Source organism: uncultured Xylophilus sp. (genome assembly GCA_913776965.1).
Classification (GTDB): Bacteria; Pseudomonadota; Gammaproteobacteria; order Burkholderiales; family Burkholderiaceae_C; genus Xylophilus.
On sequence record CAJYQL010000117.1, the window covers coordinates 17,372 to 36,982 of the forward strand.

Consider the following 19,611-nt stretch of genomic DNA (forward strand, 5'->3'; position numbering starts at 1 on the left):
CCACGACCGACCGACGCCCCGACGGAACCTGCACCGTGCGCCGCCCCAGCCCGCTCCAGATCGCCCTCGGCGTGTCGCTCGCTATCCATGCGGGGCTGCTCGCGCTGCGCTTCGGCGCGCCCGAAACGTTCGCCCGGGTGTTCCAGGACACCTCGTTGGAAGTGGTGCTGGTCAATGCCCGGTCGAACGAGGCGCCGGACCGTGCCCAGGTGGTCGCGCAGGCCAACCTCGCCGGCGGCGGCGAGGCGCAGGCCGGCCGCGCCACCTCGCCCCTGCCCTATTCGGCGCTCACCAGCGTCGGCGAGAGCTTCGACGAAGCGCAGCGCCAGGTCGATGCCTTGCAGGAGCAGCAGATGCAGCTGCTAACCCAGATCCGCCAGCAGGTGGCCGCGCTGCCGCTGGTCGATCCGAAGCAGCCGGCGCAGTCGGCCGAGCAGATGGCGCGGGAGGAACGGCGGCGGCAGTTGGTCAAGCTGCTGGCCGAGATCGAACGCCGCATCAACGAAGAGAACGCCCGGCCTCGCAAGCGCTATGTGAGCCCCGCCGCCCGCGAAGGCGTGGAGGCGCTCTACCAGGACCAGATGCGCCGCCGCATCGAGGACCGCGGCACCACCCATTTCCCCGAAGCCCGCGGCAAGAAGCTATATGGCGAACTGACGATGACGATCACCGTGCAGTACGACGGCAGCGTGATCGCCACCGAGATCGTGCAGAGCTCCGGCAGCCCGACGCTCGACCAGCGCGCCCAGGCGATCGTGCGCGGCGCCGGGCCGTTCGGCGCCTTCGACGCGGCGCTGCGCAGCCGGGCCGACCAGCTGGTCACCGTCTCCCGATTCCGATTCACCCGCGACGCCACCCTGGAAGCCAATGTCCGCTGACGCACCGCCCATCGCTTCGACCGCGACCGAGCCCGACCGCTATTGCGTGGTCGGCCATCCGGTGGCCCACAGCCGGTCGCCCTGGATCCACGCCCGCTTCGCCGCGCTGACCGGCGAGCCGGTGGCCTACGGCGCGCAGCTGCTGCCGCTCGAAGGCTTCGCCGACGGCATCCGGCGCCTAGCGGATGCGGGCTTCCGGGGCTGCAACGTGACCGTGCCGTTCAAGTTCGACGCGATCGCGCTGTGCGACCGCCTGACCGACCGGGCCCGCATCGCAGGCGCCGCCAACACGCTGCGCTTCGAGGACGGCGAGATCCACGGCGACAACACCGACGGCGCCGGCCTGGTGGCCGACATCGAACGCAACCTCGGCCTGCCGATCGCCGGGCGCGAGGTGCTGCTGGTGGGGGCGGGCGGTGCCGCCGCGGGCGTGCTCGGGCCGCTGCTGGCCGCCCGGCCGGGCCGGCTGATCGTCACCAACCGGACCCACATGCGCGCGGTGGAGCTGGTCGCGGCCCACCAGCCGCTGGCCTTGCTATCGGAAACGGAGCTGGTCGCGCAGGCCCAACCTGCGTTGGAGGGCGATTTCGACATCGTGATCAATGCCACCGCCAGCAGCCTGGCGGGCGGCATGGTGCCGGTGCCGTCGAGCGTGCTGCGGCCGGGCGCGCTGGCGCTCGACATGATGTACGGCCCCGCCGCGCAGGTCTTTCTCGCATGGGCGCTGCGCCACGGCGCCCAGCCCCGCGACGGCCTGGGCATGCTGGTCGAGCAGGCGGCCGAGGCCTTCCTGTACTGGCGCGGCGTACGGCCGCCCTCGGCGCAGGTGCTGGGCGAGCTGCGCGCCCACCTCGCCGCGACCGCGGCGTGAGGCGGCGGTCGTGCTGAGGGCGGCGCTGCGCTGGCTCGGCCTGGTCGCGGTCGCGGCGGTCGCGCTGCAGCTGTTCCTCGTCGCGCGCATCGCGCTGATGGCGGCGGTCGATCCGCAATCCACCGCGTTCCAGCGCTCCGAGGCCTTCCGGCTCGCCACGGCCGGCGACCTCGGCCGCTGGCGCCAGGAGTGGGTGCCCTACGCCACCCTGCCCGATACGTTGAAGCGCGCGGTGATCGCATCGGAAGACAGCGACTTCCGCAGCCACGACGGCGTCGAGTGGGAGGCGATCGAGAAGGCCTGGCAGCGCAACACCCGTGCGGAAGAATCGGCAGCACGCCGTGCCGCCCAGGCCCGGGGCCCGGCGCGGCCACCCCGGGTCTACGGCGGCTCCACCATCACCCAGCAGCTGGCGAAGAACCTGTTCCTCTCCGGCGAACGGACCTTGCTGCGCAAAGGGCAGGAGCTGCTGCTGTCCTTCCTGCTGGAAGCACTGCTTGACAAGCAGCGCATCCTGGAGCTCTACCTCAACAGCGTCGAATGGGGCGACGGCATCTTCGGGGCGGAGGCGGCGTCGCAGCGTTATTTCCGCAAGCCTGCGGCACGCCTGTCACCCGCGGAGGCGGCGCGGCTCGCGGTGATGCTGCCGCGACCGCGCTACTTCGAGAAGATGCCCCAGTCCGCGTACGTTGCGGGCCGCACGGCCGTGGTGGTCGCACGGATGGGCGCGGTCGCGTTGCCGTGAGTTGATTTACAGGTGTGCAGGCACTTGCACACACGGGTAAACCCTTATACACTCGCGCCCCGCTGCGGCCGAAAGTAAGACTTATCCTACATTAGCAAAGCCGAGCTGGCCGAGTCTTGGGCGCAATCATGCTGTGACGGCACAGATGTTGCGAATACTCGTCATTTATTCGATGGCCTCTTCTCCATGGTAACCCCGGTTACTTGGGGGGTTTACGCACACGCGAAAGTCTTGCTACGATCTTTACAAGACTTGACCGAGTGACCCCATCGATTAGTTGTCAGACGCCGGCAAAAAGAAAATTATCGAACTGCAGTGCATCCGTGCAGTGAGGGGAAACAGCATCGAGCGCCGTGGTGGCGCCCGGTTTCAGCCCGTTTGGGTTATTTTTCTATTATCTGGAGTTGAGATGAAACAGTCGATCATGAAATTCTGGCGCGCCGAAGAAGGCGCCACCGCCATCGAATACGGTCTGATCGCCGGCCTGATCGCCGTGGTGCTGGTCGGCACCCTGACCAACGTCGGCACCTCGCTGCGCACCGTGTTCCAAACCATCGTCACCGCCCTGACCCCCGCCTGACCGGCCGGACGTGCGCCTGTTCCTGCTGGCCTGGCTGCTGACGGTGATCGTCGGCGACCTGCGCCGGCGGCGGGTGCCCAATGCGGTCGTGCTCGCGGGCGCGGTCGGTGCGGTGGTCGCCTGGTGGCCCGGGTGGCAACCCTGGGGACTGTCGCCTGGACACAGTCTGGCGGCGAGTCTGGCAGGATTTGCCGGGCTGATCCTCTTCTACGCGTGGGGCTGGATGGGTGCGGGCGATGTGAAGGCAGCAGCCGTGCTCGGATTATGGGTGGGCCTGCACCATTTGCTGTGGTCGAGCATATTCGCTGGAATCATGGCAGCGGCACATTCAATCGCGTGGCTTATATGCAGACACAGGGATATCCCGAGGTGGCTGCATCATTTTATCTCCGGCGCTGAGCGGCAAGCCTCGCCCCACCCGTCAAATGCCACAAGTGGCATGGAAAGCTCAGAAATAACTTCGCGTCCAAAACCTATACCGTATGCTGCCTATTTGGCAGCAGGGGCCATTTTGCAGGCTTACCTTCATTTATGAGAGAGAAGGCCCCATAAATGATCCAAAAACGTTATTTGGAATTGCCGTTAGCCAAGGCTCGTCGTGCACAGCGCGGTAATGCCGCCATCGAATTCGCACTGCTCTTCCCCGTCTTCTTCCTGGTCTTCTATGCCATCGTCACCTACAGCCTCGTGTTCGCCACCCAGCACACCCTGACGCTCGCCGCAGCCGAAGGCGCCCGTGCGGCATTGCGCTACCAACTGGTGTCCGGCTCGGGCAGTGCGGCGGCCGCGGCGGCCCTGGAAGAACGGCGTCGGATGGCCCAGACCACGACCGGCCGGGCGCTGCTGGCGCTGAACAGCTACGGCGTCCCCGAAGCACGGGTGACGTCGGCCTGTGCCGATCCGGTGGGCTACGCCTGCATCGAGGTCTCGGCCCGCTACGACTACCGCGCCCATCCGCTGGTGCCGCCCCTGTTCGGGCCGCTGCTGGCGCTGCCGACGCCTGCGGTCCTGGCGGCCCGGTCGGTCGTCCAGATCAACCGGGCACATCTGCTGTGAGTGCCTCCCTTCGCATCGTTCTCTGCCCGCCCTTCGGCGGCCGGCTGCCATGCGCCATGTGATCAAGGCGGCCGCGGTGTTGCTGGTGCTGCTCGCCCTGCTGCTGGCGGGTTTCGCCTGGATGCTCGGCCGGCCGGCCGAACCGCCGTCGGCCGGCCATGCAGCGGCCGCCGCTCCCGCCGTGCCGCTGCTGGTGGCCGCGCGGGATGTGCCGGCAGGCCGCGTGCTGGAAGCCGCCGACCTGCGGCTGGCATCGCTGCCGGTCGCGCTGGCCGGCGCGCTCGCGACGCCGGCCGCCGCGGTCGGCAGGATCGCGATGCAGCCGCTGCCGGCCGGCACACCGGTCCTGGAAACCCATCTGGCCTCGGGCCTGGCCGCACAGTTGGCCGTGGGCGAGCGTGCGGTCTCGGTGCGGGTGGACGAATCCAGCGCCGCCGGCCACCGGATCAAGCCGGGCGACGTGGTCGATGTGCTCGTGATGCTGCGGCGCGACGGCGCCGAGGTCGGCGACAGCCAGACCCGCCTGCTGTCGGCACGCCGGCGGGTGCTGGCCTTCGGCCAGGCGTCGGTGGATGCGCCGGCCGACAACGCCCGCGGCGAACCGGCGCGCACCGCTGTGCTGGCGGTGCCGGCCGACGAGGTGCCGGTGTTGGCGCTCGGTGACAGCGTCGGGCGCGTCGTGCTCGCGCTGCGCAACCCGGCCGACGACGGGGCGACGCCCGACCGGGGCACGGCCCTGCAGACCGTGGCCCGGGCACCCGCAGGCCTGGCGACGGCCGCCGCCGTACCTGCGCGCCCTGACGTATCGATTCCGCTGCCCGCGTCTGCGCCGGCGACCCTGCCGTCAATGGCCATACCGGCCCGCGGCACGGCGGCCGCGCCACCGGCACCGCCGACCCGAAGCGTCGAAATCTTCCGCGGCGAGCGCCGCGATATCGTGACCTACTGAGCCGCCGAGGAACTGCACAGAAGATGGCCTTCTTTGCCTCACACGCTCCGCGGTTGCTGCGGCTCCGCCGGCCCGCCCTGCTCGTCGGTTGCGCAGCGGCGGTCCTGGCCTGGCACGGCGCGGCGCGACCGCAGGCGGCCGATGCCGTGCTCGAGCTCGCAGTCGGCGCGCAGGAAGCACTGGTGCTGGAGCGCGGCGTGGACCGGATCGCCGTGGCCGACGACCGGATCGCCGGCGTGACGCTCGGCCGTACGGCGCCCGGATCGTCGGCGGCGCACGTGATCCTGACCGGCAAGGCGCCGGGCGCTACGACGGTCCTGCTCTGGCCCCGCGGCGGCGGCGCGGTGCAGCGACATGTGGTGGAGGTGCGCCGGCCGGTGCTGGTGCTCGACCGCACGCTGCGCAGCCTGCCGGAACACCGCGAGGCGCTGGCGACCGCCGCCGCCGAACAGGGGCCGGACCGCCCGGTGCTTGACCGCATGCAGGTCGGGGTCCGTAGCCACACGGTGCAGGTCGATGTGCGGGTGGTGGAGTTCAACCGCAACGTGCTGCGGCAGGCAGGGATCAACCTGTTCGGCACCGGGCCCAACAGCCACGGCTTCAACTTCGGGCTCTTCTCGCCCTCGTCGCTGCGCAGCAGCACCTTCGGGCCGGCCGGCGCGATCGCCACCGATGCTTCCGCGCCGTTCGCGCAGGCCTTCGGTCTCTTGCTGAATTTCGGAAAGGCCGGCATCGGCGCCAACCTGGGCCTGCTGGAAAACCAGGGCCTCGCGCGGGTGCTGGCCGAGCCGACGCTGGTCGCCCTGTCGGGCCAGAGCGCCAACTTCCTCGCCGGCGGCGAAATCCCGGTGCCGGTGCCGCAGGGCCTGGGCACCACCAGCATCCGTTACAAGTCCTTCGGCATCGGCCTCACGGTAACGCCGACGGTGCTGGAGGACGACCGCATCGTGCTGAAGGTCGCACCCGAGGCGAGCGACCTCGACTACACCAACGCGGTCACGCTCAACGGCGTGTCGGTACCGGCGATCACGACCCGGCGCGCCGACACCACGGTGGAGCTGGGCGACGGTGAGAGTTTCCTGATCGGCGGCCTGGTCAGCCGCCGCACGCTGTCGAGCGTCGACCAGGTGCCGCTGCTCGGCGACCTGCCGGTAATCGGCGCCTTTTTCAAGCGGCAGAACTACCAGCGCAACGAGTCCGAACTGGTGATCGTCGTGACGCCGCGGCTGGTCAAGCCGCTCGCGCGCGGCACCGAACTCGACGCCCGCCTGCCCGGCCAGGCGGCCGAGCGGACCGCCGAACCGGGCTGGCGCTCCTATCTCCTGGGTCGACCGGACGACGAGGCCCTGCCGGGCTTCTCGCGCTGAACGGCCGCTGCCTCCCATGAACGCCACCGATCCGTCCCGCCCCTCCGCCGCCCCACCGGAGGCCCGCTACGTCCTCGCCTCGGACCACGAGATCCACATCGCCTGGCTGAGCCGTGCGCTGGCGCCCCTCGGCCGCGTGATCGCAGTGCCCGCGCACGCCGCGAGCCTCGACGAGAGCATCGCCCGCCACCAGCCGCGCGCGGTCTTTCTCGACTTCGGCGACGCCCGTGCCGGCCAGTGGGACGAGACCGTCGCAGCGCTGCGCCGCGAATGGCCGGCGCTGCCGCTGATCGGCGCCGGCACGACCGGACAGCCGGGCACCGTGGTCGCGGCCCTGCGCGCCGGCGTGGACGAATTCGTCGATCTGTCCGGCAGCGAACTGGACGTCACTGCGACGGTGCAGCGGCTGCAGGCACGCCGTACCGAGCCCGGGCAGGCGGGGCCCGGGCTGGTGCTGCTCGGCGCCCGCGCGGGCCTGGGCACGACGACGCTGGCGGTGCACCTGACCGTGGCCCTGCAGGAGATGCTGGGCCGCCTGCCGGCCGAGGCGGGCACCCGTCCGCGCGGCGCGACGCTGCTCGACCTGGGCGTGCCCGAGCGGGATTCGCTGCTCTACCTGAACCTGCAGAGCAATTTCAGCTTCGTGGACGGCGTGCACAACCTGCGCCGGCTCGACCGCACCCTGCTGCAGACCGCCCTCACCTGGCACCCGAGCGGCGCCGGCGTGCTGCCACTGCCGGCCAACCTGTCGGAGATCCGGCAGATCTCCCACTCGGATTCCGCGGCACTGATGCAGCGGTTCAACGATTTCTTCGCCTACCAGATCGTCGACCTGGGCGGCTGCAACATTCCCGAGTTCATCTCCCAGACGGCACGGGCGGCCCGCAAAGTCTGGGTGGTCTGCGATCAGGGCATCGGCGCCATCGTTTCCACCGCGGCGATGCTCAAACGGCTGCGGGGCCGGGGCGTGGACACCACCACGTTCGGCCTGGTGGTGAACCGCTTCGAAAAAACCGCCGGGCTGGATGCCCGCGACATCGCCGAACGGCTCGGCGTGCCGCTGGCCTTCGTGCTGCCCGCGCGCGGCATCGCGCTGGCCGCGGCCGCCAGCCGCGGCGAACTGCTGCTGCAGCGCCCGCGCCACGACCCGTACGGCCACACCGTCCACGAGATGGCCCGCGCGCTCTGGCCCGATGCCGCGCAAGGCGTTCCGGCCGCGCCGCCGGACGGCGACTGGAAAAGCGTCATGGGCCAGATCCTCGGTCGTCTGAAGACCTGACGGCGCGCCCACTATCGGCGGAGACGGCATGCATCCCGATTTCGAATTCGCGGACGACCGGCGGGTCTTCCAGCAGTCGCAGCAGTTCCAGGACATCCTAGCGCGGGCGCACGACCATCTGCTCGGCCGCATCGAGGAACTCGGCGCCGCCTTCGGCCGCTGGTCGCGGGCCACGATCCGCCAGTTCGTGGAAACCGAGCTCGACGCCTTCGTGCGGCTGCACCGCATCCCGGTCAACGACCGCGAAAGCCGGCAGGTCGTGGAGGCGCTCACCAAGGAACTGGCCGGCTTCGGTCCGCTGGAAGACCTGCTGGCGGATCCGGCGGTCGAGGACATCCTGATCAACGGCCACCAGCAGGTCTATGTCTCGCGCCACGGCGTGCTGCAGCGCGAGACGCTGCGCTTCACCGACGACGATCACCTGCTGCGCATCGTGCGGCGCATCCTCGCGCCGATCGGCCGGCGGCTCGACGAATCCAACCCGATGGTGGATGCGCGGCTGCCCGACGGCGGCCGGATCAACGTGGTGATCGAACCGCTGGTGATCGACGGGCCGGCGGTGTCGATCCGCAAGTTCCGGAAGGAGCCGCTGCGGCCGGCGGACCTGGTCCAGCTCGGCACGCTGGACGACGACATGGCGCGGCTGCTGGAGCAGGCGGTACAGGCGCGCTGCAACATCCTGGTCAGCGGCGGCACCAGCTCGGGCAAGACCTCGCTGCTGAATGCGCTCGCCAGCTACATCCCCGCGCACGAACGGGTGGTGACGATCGAGGACACGGCCGAGCTGGCGCTGAGCCATCCGCATGTCGTGCGACTCGAAAGCCGGCCCGGGGGCTTCGAGGGCGCCGGCGCCGTCTCGATCCGCGACCTGCTGCGCAACAGCCTGCGGATGCGGCCCGACCGGATCATCGTCGGCGAGGTGCGCGGCACCGAGGTGATCGAGATGATGCAGGCGATGAACACCGGCCACGACGGCTCGATGGGCACGATCCACGCCAGCTCGCCGCGCGAATGCCTGCACCGGCTGGAGATGCTCGCGGGCTTCGCCGGCTACCAGGGCAGCGAGACCAGCCTGCGGCGGCAGATCGCCCACGCGATCGACTTCGTCCTGCAGATCGGCCGGCTGCCGGGCGGCCAGCGCCGCATCCTGTCGCTCACCGAAGTCACCGGCATGAACGACAGCGTGGTCGCGATGCAGGAGCTCTACCGCTTCGAGCAGCAGACCGGCCCGCGCGGCGAGGAGCGCGAACGCTGGGTGTCGCTGGGCATACCGCCGAGCTCGCCCAAGCTGCAGCAGCAGCGGCGCCGGCAGGTTCCAACGGCTCCGTTGCATCCGCGCCATGGCTAACGCGGTCGGGCTGCTGCTGGCGGCGCTGGCGTTGCTGTGCGCAGCGGGCGCACTGCTGTTGTGGCGCGCGGCGGAGAACCAGCGCGCACGACAGGCCACCACGCGGCGGCTCGACGCCCATTTCCGCGACAGCGGCATCGCGGTCGACGACGGCCCCGACGGTGCCTGGCGGCCCGTCGGCTCGGCCGGCGCGGCCGGCGCGGAACGCTCGCTGGTGGCGGCGCCGCTGGCCGCCCGCTGGCGCAGCGCCTTACCGGATGGACTGGTCGACGCCGTCGATGTCCGCGCGGCGGGCCTCGCGGCGCTGCTGGCAGCGGCGTCTGCGGCGCTCGCGGGCGCCTTCGGCGGTTTGCCGGCCGCCGCCGGAGCACTGGTGGCAACCGGCCTGCTGTCGGCCTTCGCGGCCGGGCTGCGCCGGCAGCGGCGCCGCCAGCGCATCGTCGCGCAGCTGCCGGCCTTTCTCGACATGCTGGTGCGGCTGGTCACCATCGGCCACTCCCTGCAGTCAGCGTTTCCGCAGGCGCTCGCCGGTGCGCGGGCACCGCTCGCGGACCAGCTGGGCAACGCCGCAGCCCTGGTACGTGCCGGCGTGGACCTGGACCAGGCGCTGGCGCAGTCGGCGCGCGGCAGCGGCATTCCCGAACTCCACCTGCTCGCGTCCATCACCGGACTGGGCCTGCGCTATGGCGGCCGGGCGGATCTGGTACTCGAGCGCATGGCCGCCTTCATGCGCGACCGCGAACAGGCCGAGCAGGAGCTGGCGGCCATGTCGGCCGAGACACGGCTGTCGGCCTGTGTGCTCGGCCTGCTGCCGGTGCTGGTCGGCAGCGCGATCGTGGTGCTCAATGCGGGCTATTTCGCCCGCATGTGGGCCGACCCCACCGGCCGGTGGCTGCTGCTGGGTGCGCTGGCGCTGCAGGCGACCGGTGCGGTTCTGCTGTACCGGCTGGCCCGCCTGGACTGAAGCCGCGATGGACCCGACCGCCCGCATGCTCCTCGTCCTGGCTGCGACGCTGCTCGCCCTGGCCGCGCTGCTGGCCGCCGGCCTGCTGCTGGCACGCGACCGCGAGCGCCGCCGGACCCGCGCGGCGATCGACCGGCTGCTGCACACGACCGTCGAGTCGGTGCCGCTCGACGAGGACGAAGCGCCGCCCGCCGCTTCGGACGCCGGCGCGGACGGGGGCCGCCGGGCGCTGCCGGCCCGGTGGCTGGAGCATGCGCTCGGACGGTGGCTGGTGGCGGACGAGGACCGCCGGCTGATCCAGCAGTGCGGTTATCCGGCGGTGCCGGCGCAACTGGCCCTGCTGGGAGCGCGGTTGGTGCTCACGCCGCTGCTGCCGCTGGCGCTGTGGCTGCTGCTGCCGGGTGTGGTCGCCGGCGGTTTCGGCACGCTCGCCCTGGCGGTGGCGGTCGGCACCGGCTTCATGGCACCGAAATGGTGGATCGTGCGCCGCGCGGCGGCGCGGCGCCGGCGGGTGGAGGACGAACTGCCCCTGCTGGTGGACCTGCTGCGGCTGCTGCAGGGCGTGGGCCTCGGGATCGACCAGAGTCTGCAGGTGATCGCCGAGGAATTCGACACGGTGCTGCGGGTGCTCGGGCCGGAACTGGTGCTGGCCGACCGCCAGTACCGCCAGGGCCGCAGCCGCGAACAGTCGCTGCAGCGGCTGGCCACGCTGCACGGCAACGATGCGCTGGCGGCGTTGGTCGCGCTGATCGTGCAGACCGACCGCCACGGCGGCCCGGTGCAGGAGCCGCTGCGGCAGTTCGGCGAGCGGCTGCGGGAAGCCCGGCGCGCCGGCATGAAGGCCCGCATCGGCCGCATCACGGTCCAGATGACCGCCGTGATGGTGACCACGCTGCTGCCCGCACTGGTCATCGTCACCGCCGGCCCCGGCTTCCTCGCGATCATCCGCGCCCTGGGGCGCATCGGCACATGAGCACTCTTTTCCCCTCTTGCCTTCGGAGGCACCGGACGCTGCCCGCACTCGTCCTGCTGGCCGTGCTGGCTGCGCTGGCCGGCTGCACCGCAGCGCCGAAGTCCGGCTACGGCCTGGCCCCGGCCGACCGGGCTCCCCCGGCCGCGGCCGAACCACCGGCGGTCCCGGCGGACGGACGCGGCCCGTACCTGGCGCTGGTGGCACGGATGCAGGAGCAGGGACTCTGGTACGCATCGCTCGCGCATCTCGATGCGCTGGAGCAGCGCCACGGCGCCGGCGACGATTCGACCGCGCTGCGGGCCGATGCGCTGCGGCAGACCGGCCGCGCCGCCGACAGCGCAGCGCTCTACCGCCGGCTGACGCAGAGCTCGACGGACGCAGCGGCCGGCTGGCGCGGGCTGGGCCTGCTAGCCGCGGCGGACGGCGATTTCAATCAAGCGGCGGAGCACCTCGACAAAGCGCGCCAGCGCCTGCCGACCGACGCCCTGCTGCTGAGCGACCTGGGCTACGCCCTGCTGCGGGCGGGCCGGCTCGACGACGCCCGCATGCCGCTGATGCAGGCCCGCGAACTGCGGCCGGACCATCCCAAGGTGGCGGCCAACCTGGCGCTCTATCTGCTGGTGCGACAGCAGGCGGCGCCGGCCGAAACGCTGATGGCCGAGCAGCGCATGACCGGGCCAGTCCGCGCCGGTATCCGTGCGGAAGCCCGCCGCCTGCGCGCCGATGGCGGTTCCGCGTCGACCAGCCCCTGATTGCACCGCCGTTGTCGAAAGGACGACCTATGCCCTCGCCGCTTCACCGCCTCGCCCCCGTACTGGTCGTCTTGACGGCGACCGTCGCCGCCCACGCGCAGCCGGCCGACCGCCCGGCCGCGGTGCTAGCGTCGTCTTCGGTCCCGCAGCCGGGAGCACGCATCGGCGACGCTGCGCGGGCGTTGCGCGACTTGCAGTCCGGCGGCAGTGCCGCATCGACCACGCCGCGCCCGATCGCGGGGGACGTCGCGGGGCTCAGCTACCAGCGGTACCTCGACACCTTCAAGCAGCCGATTCCGCCCAGCTTCACACCGACCGTTGCGGGTGTTGAATCCTCCCGATAGGTAGCGCGTCCGTGCGTCGCCGGCCCCCGCTTCCCGCCCAGGCACGGCGCCGCGACGCGCGCGGGGCCATCGGGGTACTGGGAGCCCTCTGGATCGGAGTGGCGGCCACCTGCCTGATGGCGATCGACATCGGCCACGTGTTCTGGCAACAGCGCGAGGTGCAGCGGATCGCGGACCTGGCCGCGCTGGCCGGCGCGAGTGCCGAAGCGGCCCAGTGCGCCGACCATGCGCGCGACAACGCGGTCCGCAACGGCGCGCGGCCTGCCGACACGCTCGTCGTCGAATGCGGCCTGTGGGACCCGCGCAGCGAGAACGCCGGCCCGTCGGCAGGCGGCGCGGTGCAGTATTTTCAGGCGGCGCGCCAGCCGTTCAATGCGGCACGGGTGCGGCTGGAACGGCAGGTGCCGTACTTCTTCGTCTTCGCGAGCGGCAGCGCGGCGCGCACTGTCTCGGCCCGGGGCACCGGCGCGCGGGCGCGGCCACGGGCCGCCCTCACGATCCGCAGCACCCTGGTCGCGGTGGACGGCGGCATGCTCAACGCCGTGCTCGGCAGCCTGCTCGGCGGGTTGATCGCGGTGAGTGCCGCAGGATGGCAGGGGCTGGTGGACAGCCAGATCCGCCTGCTCGACTACATCGACCAGCTGGGCGTGAACCTCGGCATCGGCGCAGGCCAGGTGGACCGGGTGCTGGCGACCGACATGCGGCTGAACGAACTTCTGCAGGGCGCGATCGACGTGCTGCGCCGCCAGGGCACAAGCCGCCCGGCCGCCGATGCGGTGGGGGCGCTGCAGGCGCTGCAGGGCCTGGCCGGCAGCGGCACGGTGCTGCGGCTGGGCGACCTGCTCACCGTCGCCGGCCGCACGCCCTCGTCGGCCCTGCAGGCGGACATCCAGGCTTTCCAGCTGGCGCAGATGCTCGCGCAGCTCGCCAACCGTCGCTCGGCCCTGACGGCGGACGTGCCGCTCGCCACCATTCCCGGCCTGGCATCGGTCCGGCTGCGGACCCGGGTGATCGAGGCACCGCAGTTCGCGATCGGCGACCCCGAACGCGCCCGGCTGCAGCCGCTCGGTCCGGACGGCATCCAGGTGCGCACCGCCCAGGTCCGCACCCTGCTGACCGCCGACGCCCCGGCGCTGGCGGTGGTGCCCGGCCTGCTGTCGGCGGTCGGCAACCTGCTGGCGCCGGTGACCGGCCTGCTCAACAGCGTGTTGCGGCTGGACCTGGGTGCCGTGCTGTGCGTGGTGAGCTGCACCACCACCGAGACCCGCGCGGTGCCGGTGCCGGCCACCGCGAACCTGAGCGTCCACCTGGAAGTGGCCCAGGCGGAGACCCACGTCACCGACGTGGACTGCCGGAGCGCGAGCCGCGCGCTGACCGCCCAGGCGAACACCGCCGCGGCCAGCCTGAGGATCGGCTCGATGACGGCGGCCCAGCAGACCGCGGCGATCGCCTCTTCTGCGCCGCCCGCGATGACGCCGATCCCGGTCCTGGACGTGGAAACCCGCAGATGCACCAAGACGCTTCTCGGCCTGGTCTGGAGCTGCGACGCCTGGGCGCCCTATTCCCGCACCGGCTTGGCCGCGGCGGCCCAGGTGGCGAGTACGGCCACCCTCGCCCGCTGGAACGACCCGCCGGAGATCGGCCGTCCACCCGCATTCCAGACCTTCTCCACCACGCAGATCGCCGCGAGCCTGCGCAGCACGCTGACCGGCGTGCAGCTGCAGACCTACCGGTACAACACGGCCGCGCCCAATGCGCTGGGGGAGGCCATCGGCAGTGCGACGCAGCTGGTGGGCAGCGCTGCCGTGGCGGTCCGATCCCTGGTGGACGCCCTGCTGGCGCCGCTGCTGGACCGGCTGGTGGCGGTGCTGCAGACCGCCCTGGGCATCGACCTGGCGCAGGTCGGCGTCGGCGCCAACCTCAGCTGCGGCAAGGACGTGGAACTGGTGCACTGAGCGCTCGACCGCCTCCGCGCAGAAAAGGCCCGAAACCACGCTATACTCGTGGGCTTGTTCCTCGATAGCTCAGTCGGTAGAGCGCCGGACTGTTAATCCGTAGGTCCCTGGTTCGAGCCCAGGTCGAGGAGCCACCTATAAGCCGCAAGGCGCTGACAAAGCCTGCTATGTTTTGCATAGCAGGCTTTTTTCCTGCGCACTTGCATGTAGGGGCGGATGTAAGGCCGTTTGCACAACCTTCAATTGCCTGACGATGAAGCGTGTGCGGATTGTGGAGCGGTACAGCTCAAGCTTGTTTCTGAGCTGCGCCCGAGACGAAAGGGCATCCGAGCGACGGTCCCGGCTGACCTGATCAAAACGCGTGTTGGACGTCGACCCGCACATTCTTGACGTAAGACCGCGTCGAACGGTCACGGCGCTTACCTAAAGCCTATGCTCTGTAGGCTTTGCCAGCGTCACGCAGTTGGTCGTCTTCAATGACCGCAACGCTTACACCACCCAGAACATGGTGGTCGAGATGCAGGTCGAAGTTGAAGGAAAAGGCAATCTAATCAACAGGTTACGACGGCAATCCAAGCCTTTTCGCGGGCAAATGAGCTGCCATAGGCTGCGTATGACCTAAGCCATTGATTCTTAAGAGATCTTTTAAATACAAAGGGGTGCTTCTCAGTGGACAGATTACCAAAGATGCCTAAGGAACTTGATCAAACTTGAGGCTCCATCAACTCAGTTGGAGCCCACCGTGCGCATCCCTTCCGCTTCGCCAGACCCTGCATCTTCCCGCGCTTTTCCGCCGCTCGACGGTGTAACCAGCCCGACTGTCGACACCGGCCTCGCAGCCTTCTACCTCAATCGCCAGCCCCAGACCCTGCGGGCCTGGGCCTCCCTCGAGAACGGGCCGATCCGCCCTGTACGTGTCCACGGCCGCCTCGCCTGGAAGGTCGCTGAGATCCGCAAGCTCCTGGGAGTGGACCAATGATCCGCCTCAAGGAGATCAAGCAGGCCGGCGGCATCCTCGCCGCCTCCCGCCACAATAAACGCTTCATCCAGCGCGAGTGGGGCGCCAACTGGTGGCAAAGGTGCCGCGGGACGGGAGGCCTCCACTGACGTGCACTTGCATGCAAGCTACGGCGGTTGCAAAACGCGGCTGTAAATCCCGCTGCCCGCCATGGCGAATGCTTTAAACTGTATGCAAATACAGGTGTACGCATATCCATGTCTGCCCAGCTTCTTCTGCTCTCGCCCACTGCACCCGGCCGCAGTGCAGATAATGCGCTGGCCGCGATCGAGGGCCTCTAGCGCCGCTCCGACATCAAGCCCCTGCATTCCCGTATCGTCCCCACCAGCTGGCCTGCGCTGGATGCCGAGCTACCGGGCGGTGGCTGGCCCTGCAATGCGCTGACCGAATGCCTCACTGCGCAGCCGGCCGTCCTCGAATGGCGGCTTGTCGGTCCCTTGCTGGCACCGCTCGCCGCTGGCGGCCGTCCGATTGCCTTGGTCGGTGCGCCCAAGATCCCGCATGTCGTCGGCTTGAGGCGCCTCCGCCTGCAGCCGCGCATGCCGGTCCACATGGCCGCATCGGCGCCTGCTGAACGGCTGTGGAACCCACTACGCACCTTGGACATAGCCTCATTGCGCAGCGGTTACACCGCTCGTCACCTGCCCCTCAACATCGCGGATATTCTTCTGACGTCTCACGGTAGTTTGTGATTCAACGAAGAAATCATGACCACCTCCTATCCGTTAGACCGCCGAAAGCGTGCAGGTCACCTCCCAAGGCAGATATACCTGCCGCGTGCTCTAGGCTTCGGACTGGGCTGCCTGGGAATGGCGGTGGCACTCGGAGAGCACGGCGCACCTCGGTGGGTGTGGTTAGTCTTCATCTTCGGAGCCTATGTCTGGCCCCACATCGCGTTCCAGATTTCCTCTCGCGCCCATCGCCCAGGTCGCGCGGAGCGGCGGAATCTCCTGATCGACGCTGCACTCGTCAGTTTTGCCATCTATGCGACGGGCGCCAACATTGTCCCGAGTGCGACGGCTTTCACCATCGTCGCGATGAACAACATCGCAGTCGGCGGCTGGAACATGTGGCGCCGCGGCTTCCTCGGCGTCGCCGCAGGTATCGCCATCGGCGCCGCGCTTCTGCCCTGGAAATTCAATCCCGGATCCAGCCTCGAGGTTCAATACGCGTCGATGGCTGTACTGCTGATCTACTTCACCGCCTTCGGCGCGACGATGTGGGACGTCTCCACCCGGCTACAGCGCAAGCGCGATGAGCTGCAGGTGGCGGCGGAGGTGGATTCGCTGTCGGGCGTGATGAATCGCGGGACGTTCGAGACCCACCTGTGGAAGCGCTTTGCCAAGGCCAAAGCGGAGACGGGCGGTCGGTTCTTCGCGGTGCTCATGATCATCGACCTCGACCATTTCAAGAACGTCAACGATGCTTTTGGGCATGCCGCAGGGGATGCGGCGATCCGGCGTTTCGGCTTCGCCCTTCGTTCGGCCACTCGTCGCGGAGACATGTGCGGGCGGTACGGCGGGGATGAGTTCGTGATGTTGCTGATCGATGCGGACCGGCAGGATGCGGAAGCCTTCGCTGCGCGGCTTCAACGCGTCCTGATGAACGAACGTCGGCCTACCGATGGGTTTGGAGAGATTTCTTGCAGCATCGGCGCCGCTGCATATCGGTCGGAATTTCTCAACGCTGGAGAGTGGCTGGAGCGTGCAGATGCGGCGCTGTACAGCATCAAGGAGACTCGACGGGGCGGATTCGAGTTTTTCGACGAGTGCGATGCAGTTCTGCAGCCGGTCAATGTTGGGCCTGCGGTCTAAGCGCGAATCGATGCACTGACAGTTGTTGTTGTTCAGTCGGCTGCACCCAGGATACGACCTCCGTTGTTGAGTTGCGAGCCTTTCGCCTACGTAGTCGGACTACCCTGGCAACGAACATGGCGGGAACTCCTATTCACACCCGCCATGCCTTCCAACCTCATCTCCGCCGTCGGCCCCACCACCAGCCGGTCCTACCGGTGCGTCTGCGGCAAGCCTGTCTTCCTGCGCAATTCCCTGTGCCTAAACTGCGGCCACTCCTTAGGGTACGACCCGGTACTGCGAACCGTCGTGGCGCTCGAGCCCGGCCCTGCATCCGGCGACTGGTCCATCGCAGGCGACACGAGCGGCCGAATCGTCCACCGGTGCGCCAACCTGGAGTCGCCCGCATCGTGCAACTGGCTCATCCCGGGCGGAACGCAGGAACACCGGCAGGTGCCCGGCAACCTGACGCCCTCGTTCTGCCTGTCCTGCAGCACGACCGATACCATCCCCGACCTGTCGAAGGAGGTGAATCGCGAACTGTGGGGACGGCTGGAACTGGCGAAGCGCCGACTGCTGTCCCAGCTCCTCGCCCTGGCCCTACCGATCGAGACGCGCAAAGAGCGGCCGAACGGCCTGGTGTTCGACATGCTCGAGCAGCTGCCCGATGGCCCCAAGGTCCTGACCGGTCATGACGAGGGCCGCATCACGCTGAACATCGCCGAAGCGGACGACGCCCAGCGGGAAGAAATCCGCGCCGAGATGCACGAGTCGTATCGGACGCTCCTGGGTCATTTCCGCCATGAGGTGGGCCACTACTACTGGGACCGCCTGGTGCTCGATACGCCATGGCACGCACCGTACCGTGTGCTGTTCGGCGATGAATCGGTCGACTACGGCGAATCCCTGAAGCGCCATTACGAGAACGGACCGCCGGCCGATTGGCCGCTCACCTTCATCTCGAGCTATGCGACGACGCATCCGTGGGAAGACTGGGCGGAAACCTGGGCCCATTACCTCCACATGGCCGATACGGTGGATACCGCCGTCAGCTTCGGCATCGACGCGACCAATGTGGAGATCGAGAGCGAGCCCTACACCCAGCAGGATCTGTGGGAGCCCGACCACCCGGACGCATTCGGCTTCCTGTCGTTCCTCAATTCGTGGGTCGTCCTCACCAATGCGCTCAACGAGTTGACCCGCAGCATGGGCCAGCCCGACTTCTACCCGTTCGTGCTGCCGCGAAATGCCGTGGCGAAGCTGCAGTTCATCCACGAACTCATTCGGTCGGCCAGCCAGCCGGTCGCGGTCGTGGATGGCATCAGCGGCTGACCGTTAACGGTGCGGCGAACACCGCTTTGCAGTACCGGATCCGGTGGCATCAGTGATAACCGTGATCCGCCTTGACGATTCGCAGCAGCATGGCCGTCAGTGAATCCGCATCGGCATGGCTCGGTTAATTGATCAATGGAACGATCAGCTGATCTGCAAACGGCATGGCGGCATACCCCATCGTCCAGAGCGCAAAGGAGCGGATCGCCTTCGGCTCGTGATAGACCAGGGTAAACGACTGATGACGCAGGTCCATACGGATCTTGCTCAGCAGCATTTCGACGTTTTCCTCGGGACCCTCGAGTACTTGGCAAAAGTGGATCCCGGTGAACACGAGGCCACCGGTGATGCCGAGCTTCGCGTTGCGTTCACGCGACCCTGCGAGGATGTCCTCGGCGCGGGTGCCTTTCTGGGTGACCCGGCTGGCGTAGAAAGCTTGAGACAGTTGAGGTTGAGCGGGCATGGGCGTCTTTCGGTAGATGCTGCCCAGTCTGTCGATACGCCACGGTCCATTCGTAGGACGTAGCGTCATAACTTCGCGAGTAGTCGCCCTGGCGGGCCGTGTTCAGTTTCTGCCTGAGTCCGTCGTGTAGATCTACGCGAGGCCCGTGTCCTCTTGCTGCCACTTCTGCTTCCAGGTCGTCGCAGCTGCAATGCTGCAGCCGTGTTGGAAACAGAATGCCTCGAGCGTGAGATCGGTGGACAGTGCCTTCCGGCGCTCCTCCCACCAGTTGTCCCAGGTCCATCGGGATCCGATCGCACGGCGAAAACTTCTCATCTGCCGCGGATAGGCGGGCAGTGCTCCAAGCGGATTGCTGTAGTCCGAGAGATAGTGCGCCAACTCGATCGTCAGGATCGGTACCTTGATACCGCGGACAGAGCCACGCTCCGACGCCACCCAGGTGCCAGCCACCAAATCGAAGCCGGCGCCAGTCTTCCAGCGGGCATACACCACCCATTCCTCGCCCCGCCAGTCGCTCGCGAATCCCGAGAACGTGCCGGTCTCGTACGTTTTAGGTCTCGTTGCCATACGAGTGCCGGCTGGCTATCGGAAGCTGGATCCCGCCTTCGCCCTACGATGGGAGGCCAGATCAGTAAGCGCTTTATGGCCTTCTCGCGTCAGAGCAGTGACCGTGGCCCTGGGCTTGATTCCATTGCCTCCGACGGCCGTACCTGGGACCAGACCTGCAGCAAGATAGGACCGGACCATGGCAACGGTTTTAGAGTGCTGGGAACTGAAAGGAAATTGGCTGTGAGACAACGCCTGCAGAAGCGACATACGCTTTTTGGGTGGTTGCGGCAAGGTAGTGCGTTCTCATGAATCGCTCCTACCGCACCATTAATCCGTGGGTTCAACCGATCTTGCGATAACAGTTGGTCAGTCGCGGCTCGCAACCGCCAGAATCT

At 68.6% G+C, this 19,611-nt stretch carries 21 protein-coding genes and 1 tRNA gene; 20 read left to right on the top strand and 2 right to left on the bottom strand.

Annotated elements, in window-relative coordinates:
* Window positions 1-35: 35 nt before the first annotated feature.
* From QZ500_RS16315 to QZ500_RS16410, 20 genes are all read left to right on the top strand, one after another.
* Entirely contained in the window at window positions 36-878 is an 843-nt protein-coding gene (locus tag QZ500_RS16315; RefSeq protein WP_295856604.1) for an energy transducer TonB, read from the top strand.
* Window positions 868-1,749: a shikimate dehydrogenase gene (gene aroE, locus QZ500_RS16320; protein ID WP_295856606.1), complete on the top strand. Its 882-nt coding sequence runs from the start codon at window positions 868-870 to the stop codon at window positions 1,747-1,749. Before QZ500_RS16315 ends, aroE begins: the two co-directional genes overlap by 11 nt.
* Window positions 1,750-1,762: 13 nt before the next feature.
* Window positions 1,763-2,494 carry a monofunctional biosynthetic peptidoglycan transglycosylase gene (gene mtgA / locus QZ500_RS16325; RefSeq protein ID WP_295856676.1) on the top strand — a complete coding sequence of 244 codons (732 nt, stop codon included), beginning with the start codon at window positions 1,763-1,765 and terminating at the stop codon, window positions 2,492-2,494.
* Between the two features lie 409 nt (window positions 2,495-2,903).
* A complete protein-coding gene (locus tag QZ500_RS16330; protein ID WP_295856607.1) occupies window positions 2,904-3,074 on the top strand; it encodes a Flp family type IVb pilin in 171 nt (56 codons plus the stop codon).
* 10 nt (window positions 3,075-3,084) lie between these two features.
* Window positions 3,085-3,609, top strand: a complete 525-nt coding sequence (locus tag QZ500_RS16335; protein WP_295856609.1) for an A24 family peptidase — start codon at window positions 3,085-3,087, stop codon at window positions 3,607-3,609.
* Window positions 3,610-3,626: 17 nt separating this feature from the next.
* Window positions 3,627-4,130, top strand: a complete 504-nt coding sequence (locus tag QZ500_RS16340; protein WP_295856610.1) for a TadE/TadG family type IV pilus assembly protein — start codon at window positions 3,627-3,629, stop codon at window positions 4,128-4,130.
* A gap of 49 nt (window positions 4,131-4,179) precedes the next feature.
* Entirely contained in the window at window positions 4,180-5,079 is a 900-nt protein-coding gene (cpaB, locus tag QZ500_RS16345) for a Flp pilus assembly protein CpaB (protein ID WP_295856611.1), read from the top strand.
* Window positions 5,080-5,102: 23 nt separating this feature from the next.
* On the top strand, window positions 5,103-6,446 hold the full coding sequence (locus tag QZ500_RS16350) for a type II and III secretion system protein family protein (protein WP_295856612.1): 1,344 nt from the start codon (window positions 5,103-5,105) through the stop codon (window positions 6,444-6,446).
* 16 nt (window positions 6,447-6,462) lie between these two features.
* Window positions 6,463-7,725, top strand: coding sequence for a histidine kinase (locus tag QZ500_RS16355; protein ID WP_295856613.1), 1,263 nt, complete (start codon window positions 6,463-6,465; stop codon window positions 7,723-7,725).
* Window positions 7,726-7,753: 28 nt separating this feature from the next.
* Window positions 7,754-9,073 (top strand): CpaF family protein, encoded by a 1,320-nt coding sequence (locus QZ500_RS16360; protein ID WP_295856614.1) that lies wholly within the window; start codon window positions 7,754-7,756, stop codon window positions 9,071-9,073.
* The gene (locus QZ500_RS16365) at window positions 9,066-10,037 is read left to right on the top strand and encodes a type II secretion system F family protein (protein ID WP_295856615.1); all 972 of its coding nucleotides are present in this window, start codon (window positions 9,066-9,068) and stop codon (window positions 10,035-10,037) included. The genes QZ500_RS16360 and QZ500_RS16365 overlap by 8 nt, the downstream gene beginning before the upstream one ends.
* 25 nt (window positions 10,038-10,062) lie before the next feature.
* Window positions 10,063-11,010, top strand: a complete 948-nt coding sequence (locus QZ500_RS16370; RefSeq protein WP_295856616.1) for a type II secretion system F family protein — start codon at window positions 10,063-10,065, stop codon at window positions 11,008-11,010.
* On the top strand, window positions 11,007-11,762 hold the full coding sequence (locus QZ500_RS16375; protein ID WP_295856618.1) for a tetratricopeptide repeat protein: 756 nt from the start codon (window positions 11,007-11,009) through the stop codon (window positions 11,760-11,762). Before QZ500_RS16370 ends, QZ500_RS16375 begins: the two co-directional genes overlap by 4 nt.
* 29 nt (window positions 11,763-11,791) lie before the next feature.
* Window positions 11,792-12,106, top strand: coding sequence for a DUF3613 domain-containing protein (locus tag QZ500_RS16380; RefSeq protein ID WP_295856619.1), 315 nt, complete (start codon window positions 11,792-11,794; stop codon window positions 12,104-12,106).
* Between the two features lie 11 nt (window positions 12,107-12,117).
* Entirely contained in the window at window positions 12,118-14,061 is a 1,944-nt protein-coding gene (locus tag QZ500_RS16385; RefSeq protein WP_295856621.1) for a TadG family pilus assembly protein, read from the top strand.
* A gap of 58 nt (window positions 14,062-14,119) precedes the next feature.
* Window positions 14,120-14,195 (top strand) — tRNA-Asn (locus QZ500_RS16390).
* Between the two features lie 608 nt (window positions 14,196-14,803).
* Window positions 14,804-15,040, top strand: a complete 237-nt coding sequence (locus QZ500_RS16395; RefSeq protein ID WP_295856623.1) for a hypothetical protein — start codon at window positions 14,804-14,806, stop codon at window positions 15,038-15,040.
* Window positions 15,037-15,168 (top strand): hypothetical protein, encoded by a 132-nt coding sequence (locus QZ500_RS16400; protein ID WP_295856624.1) that lies wholly within the window; start codon window positions 15,037-15,039, stop codon window positions 15,166-15,168. The genes QZ500_RS16395 and QZ500_RS16400 overlap by 4 nt, the downstream gene beginning before the upstream one ends.
* 618 nt (window positions 15,169-15,786) lie before the next feature.
* The gene (locus QZ500_RS16405; protein WP_295856626.1) at window positions 15,787-16,893 is read left to right on the top strand and encodes a diguanylate cyclase; all 1,107 of its coding nucleotides are present in this window, start codon (window positions 15,787-15,789) and stop codon (window positions 16,891-16,893) included.
* 144 nt (window positions 16,894-17,037) lie between these two features.
* Entirely contained in the window at window positions 17,038-18,204 is a 1,167-nt protein-coding gene (locus QZ500_RS16410; RefSeq protein ID WP_295856627.1) for a putative zinc-binding metallopeptidase, read from the top strand.
* A gap of 124 nt (window positions 18,205-18,328) precedes the next feature.
* Here QZ500_RS16410 and QZ500_RS16415 read toward each other — a convergent pair whose 3' ends face one another.
* Window positions 18,329-18,667, bottom strand: coding sequence for a BLUF domain-containing protein (locus tag QZ500_RS16415; RefSeq protein WP_295856630.1), 339 nt, complete (start codon window positions 18,665-18,667; stop codon window positions 18,329-18,331).
* Window positions 18,668-18,799: 132 nt separating this feature from the next.
* A complete protein-coding gene (locus QZ500_RS16420) occupies window positions 18,800-19,234 on the bottom strand; it encodes a hypothetical protein (RefSeq protein WP_295856632.1) in 435 nt (144 codons plus the stop codon).
* Window positions 19,235-19,611 lie beyond the last annotated feature (377 nt).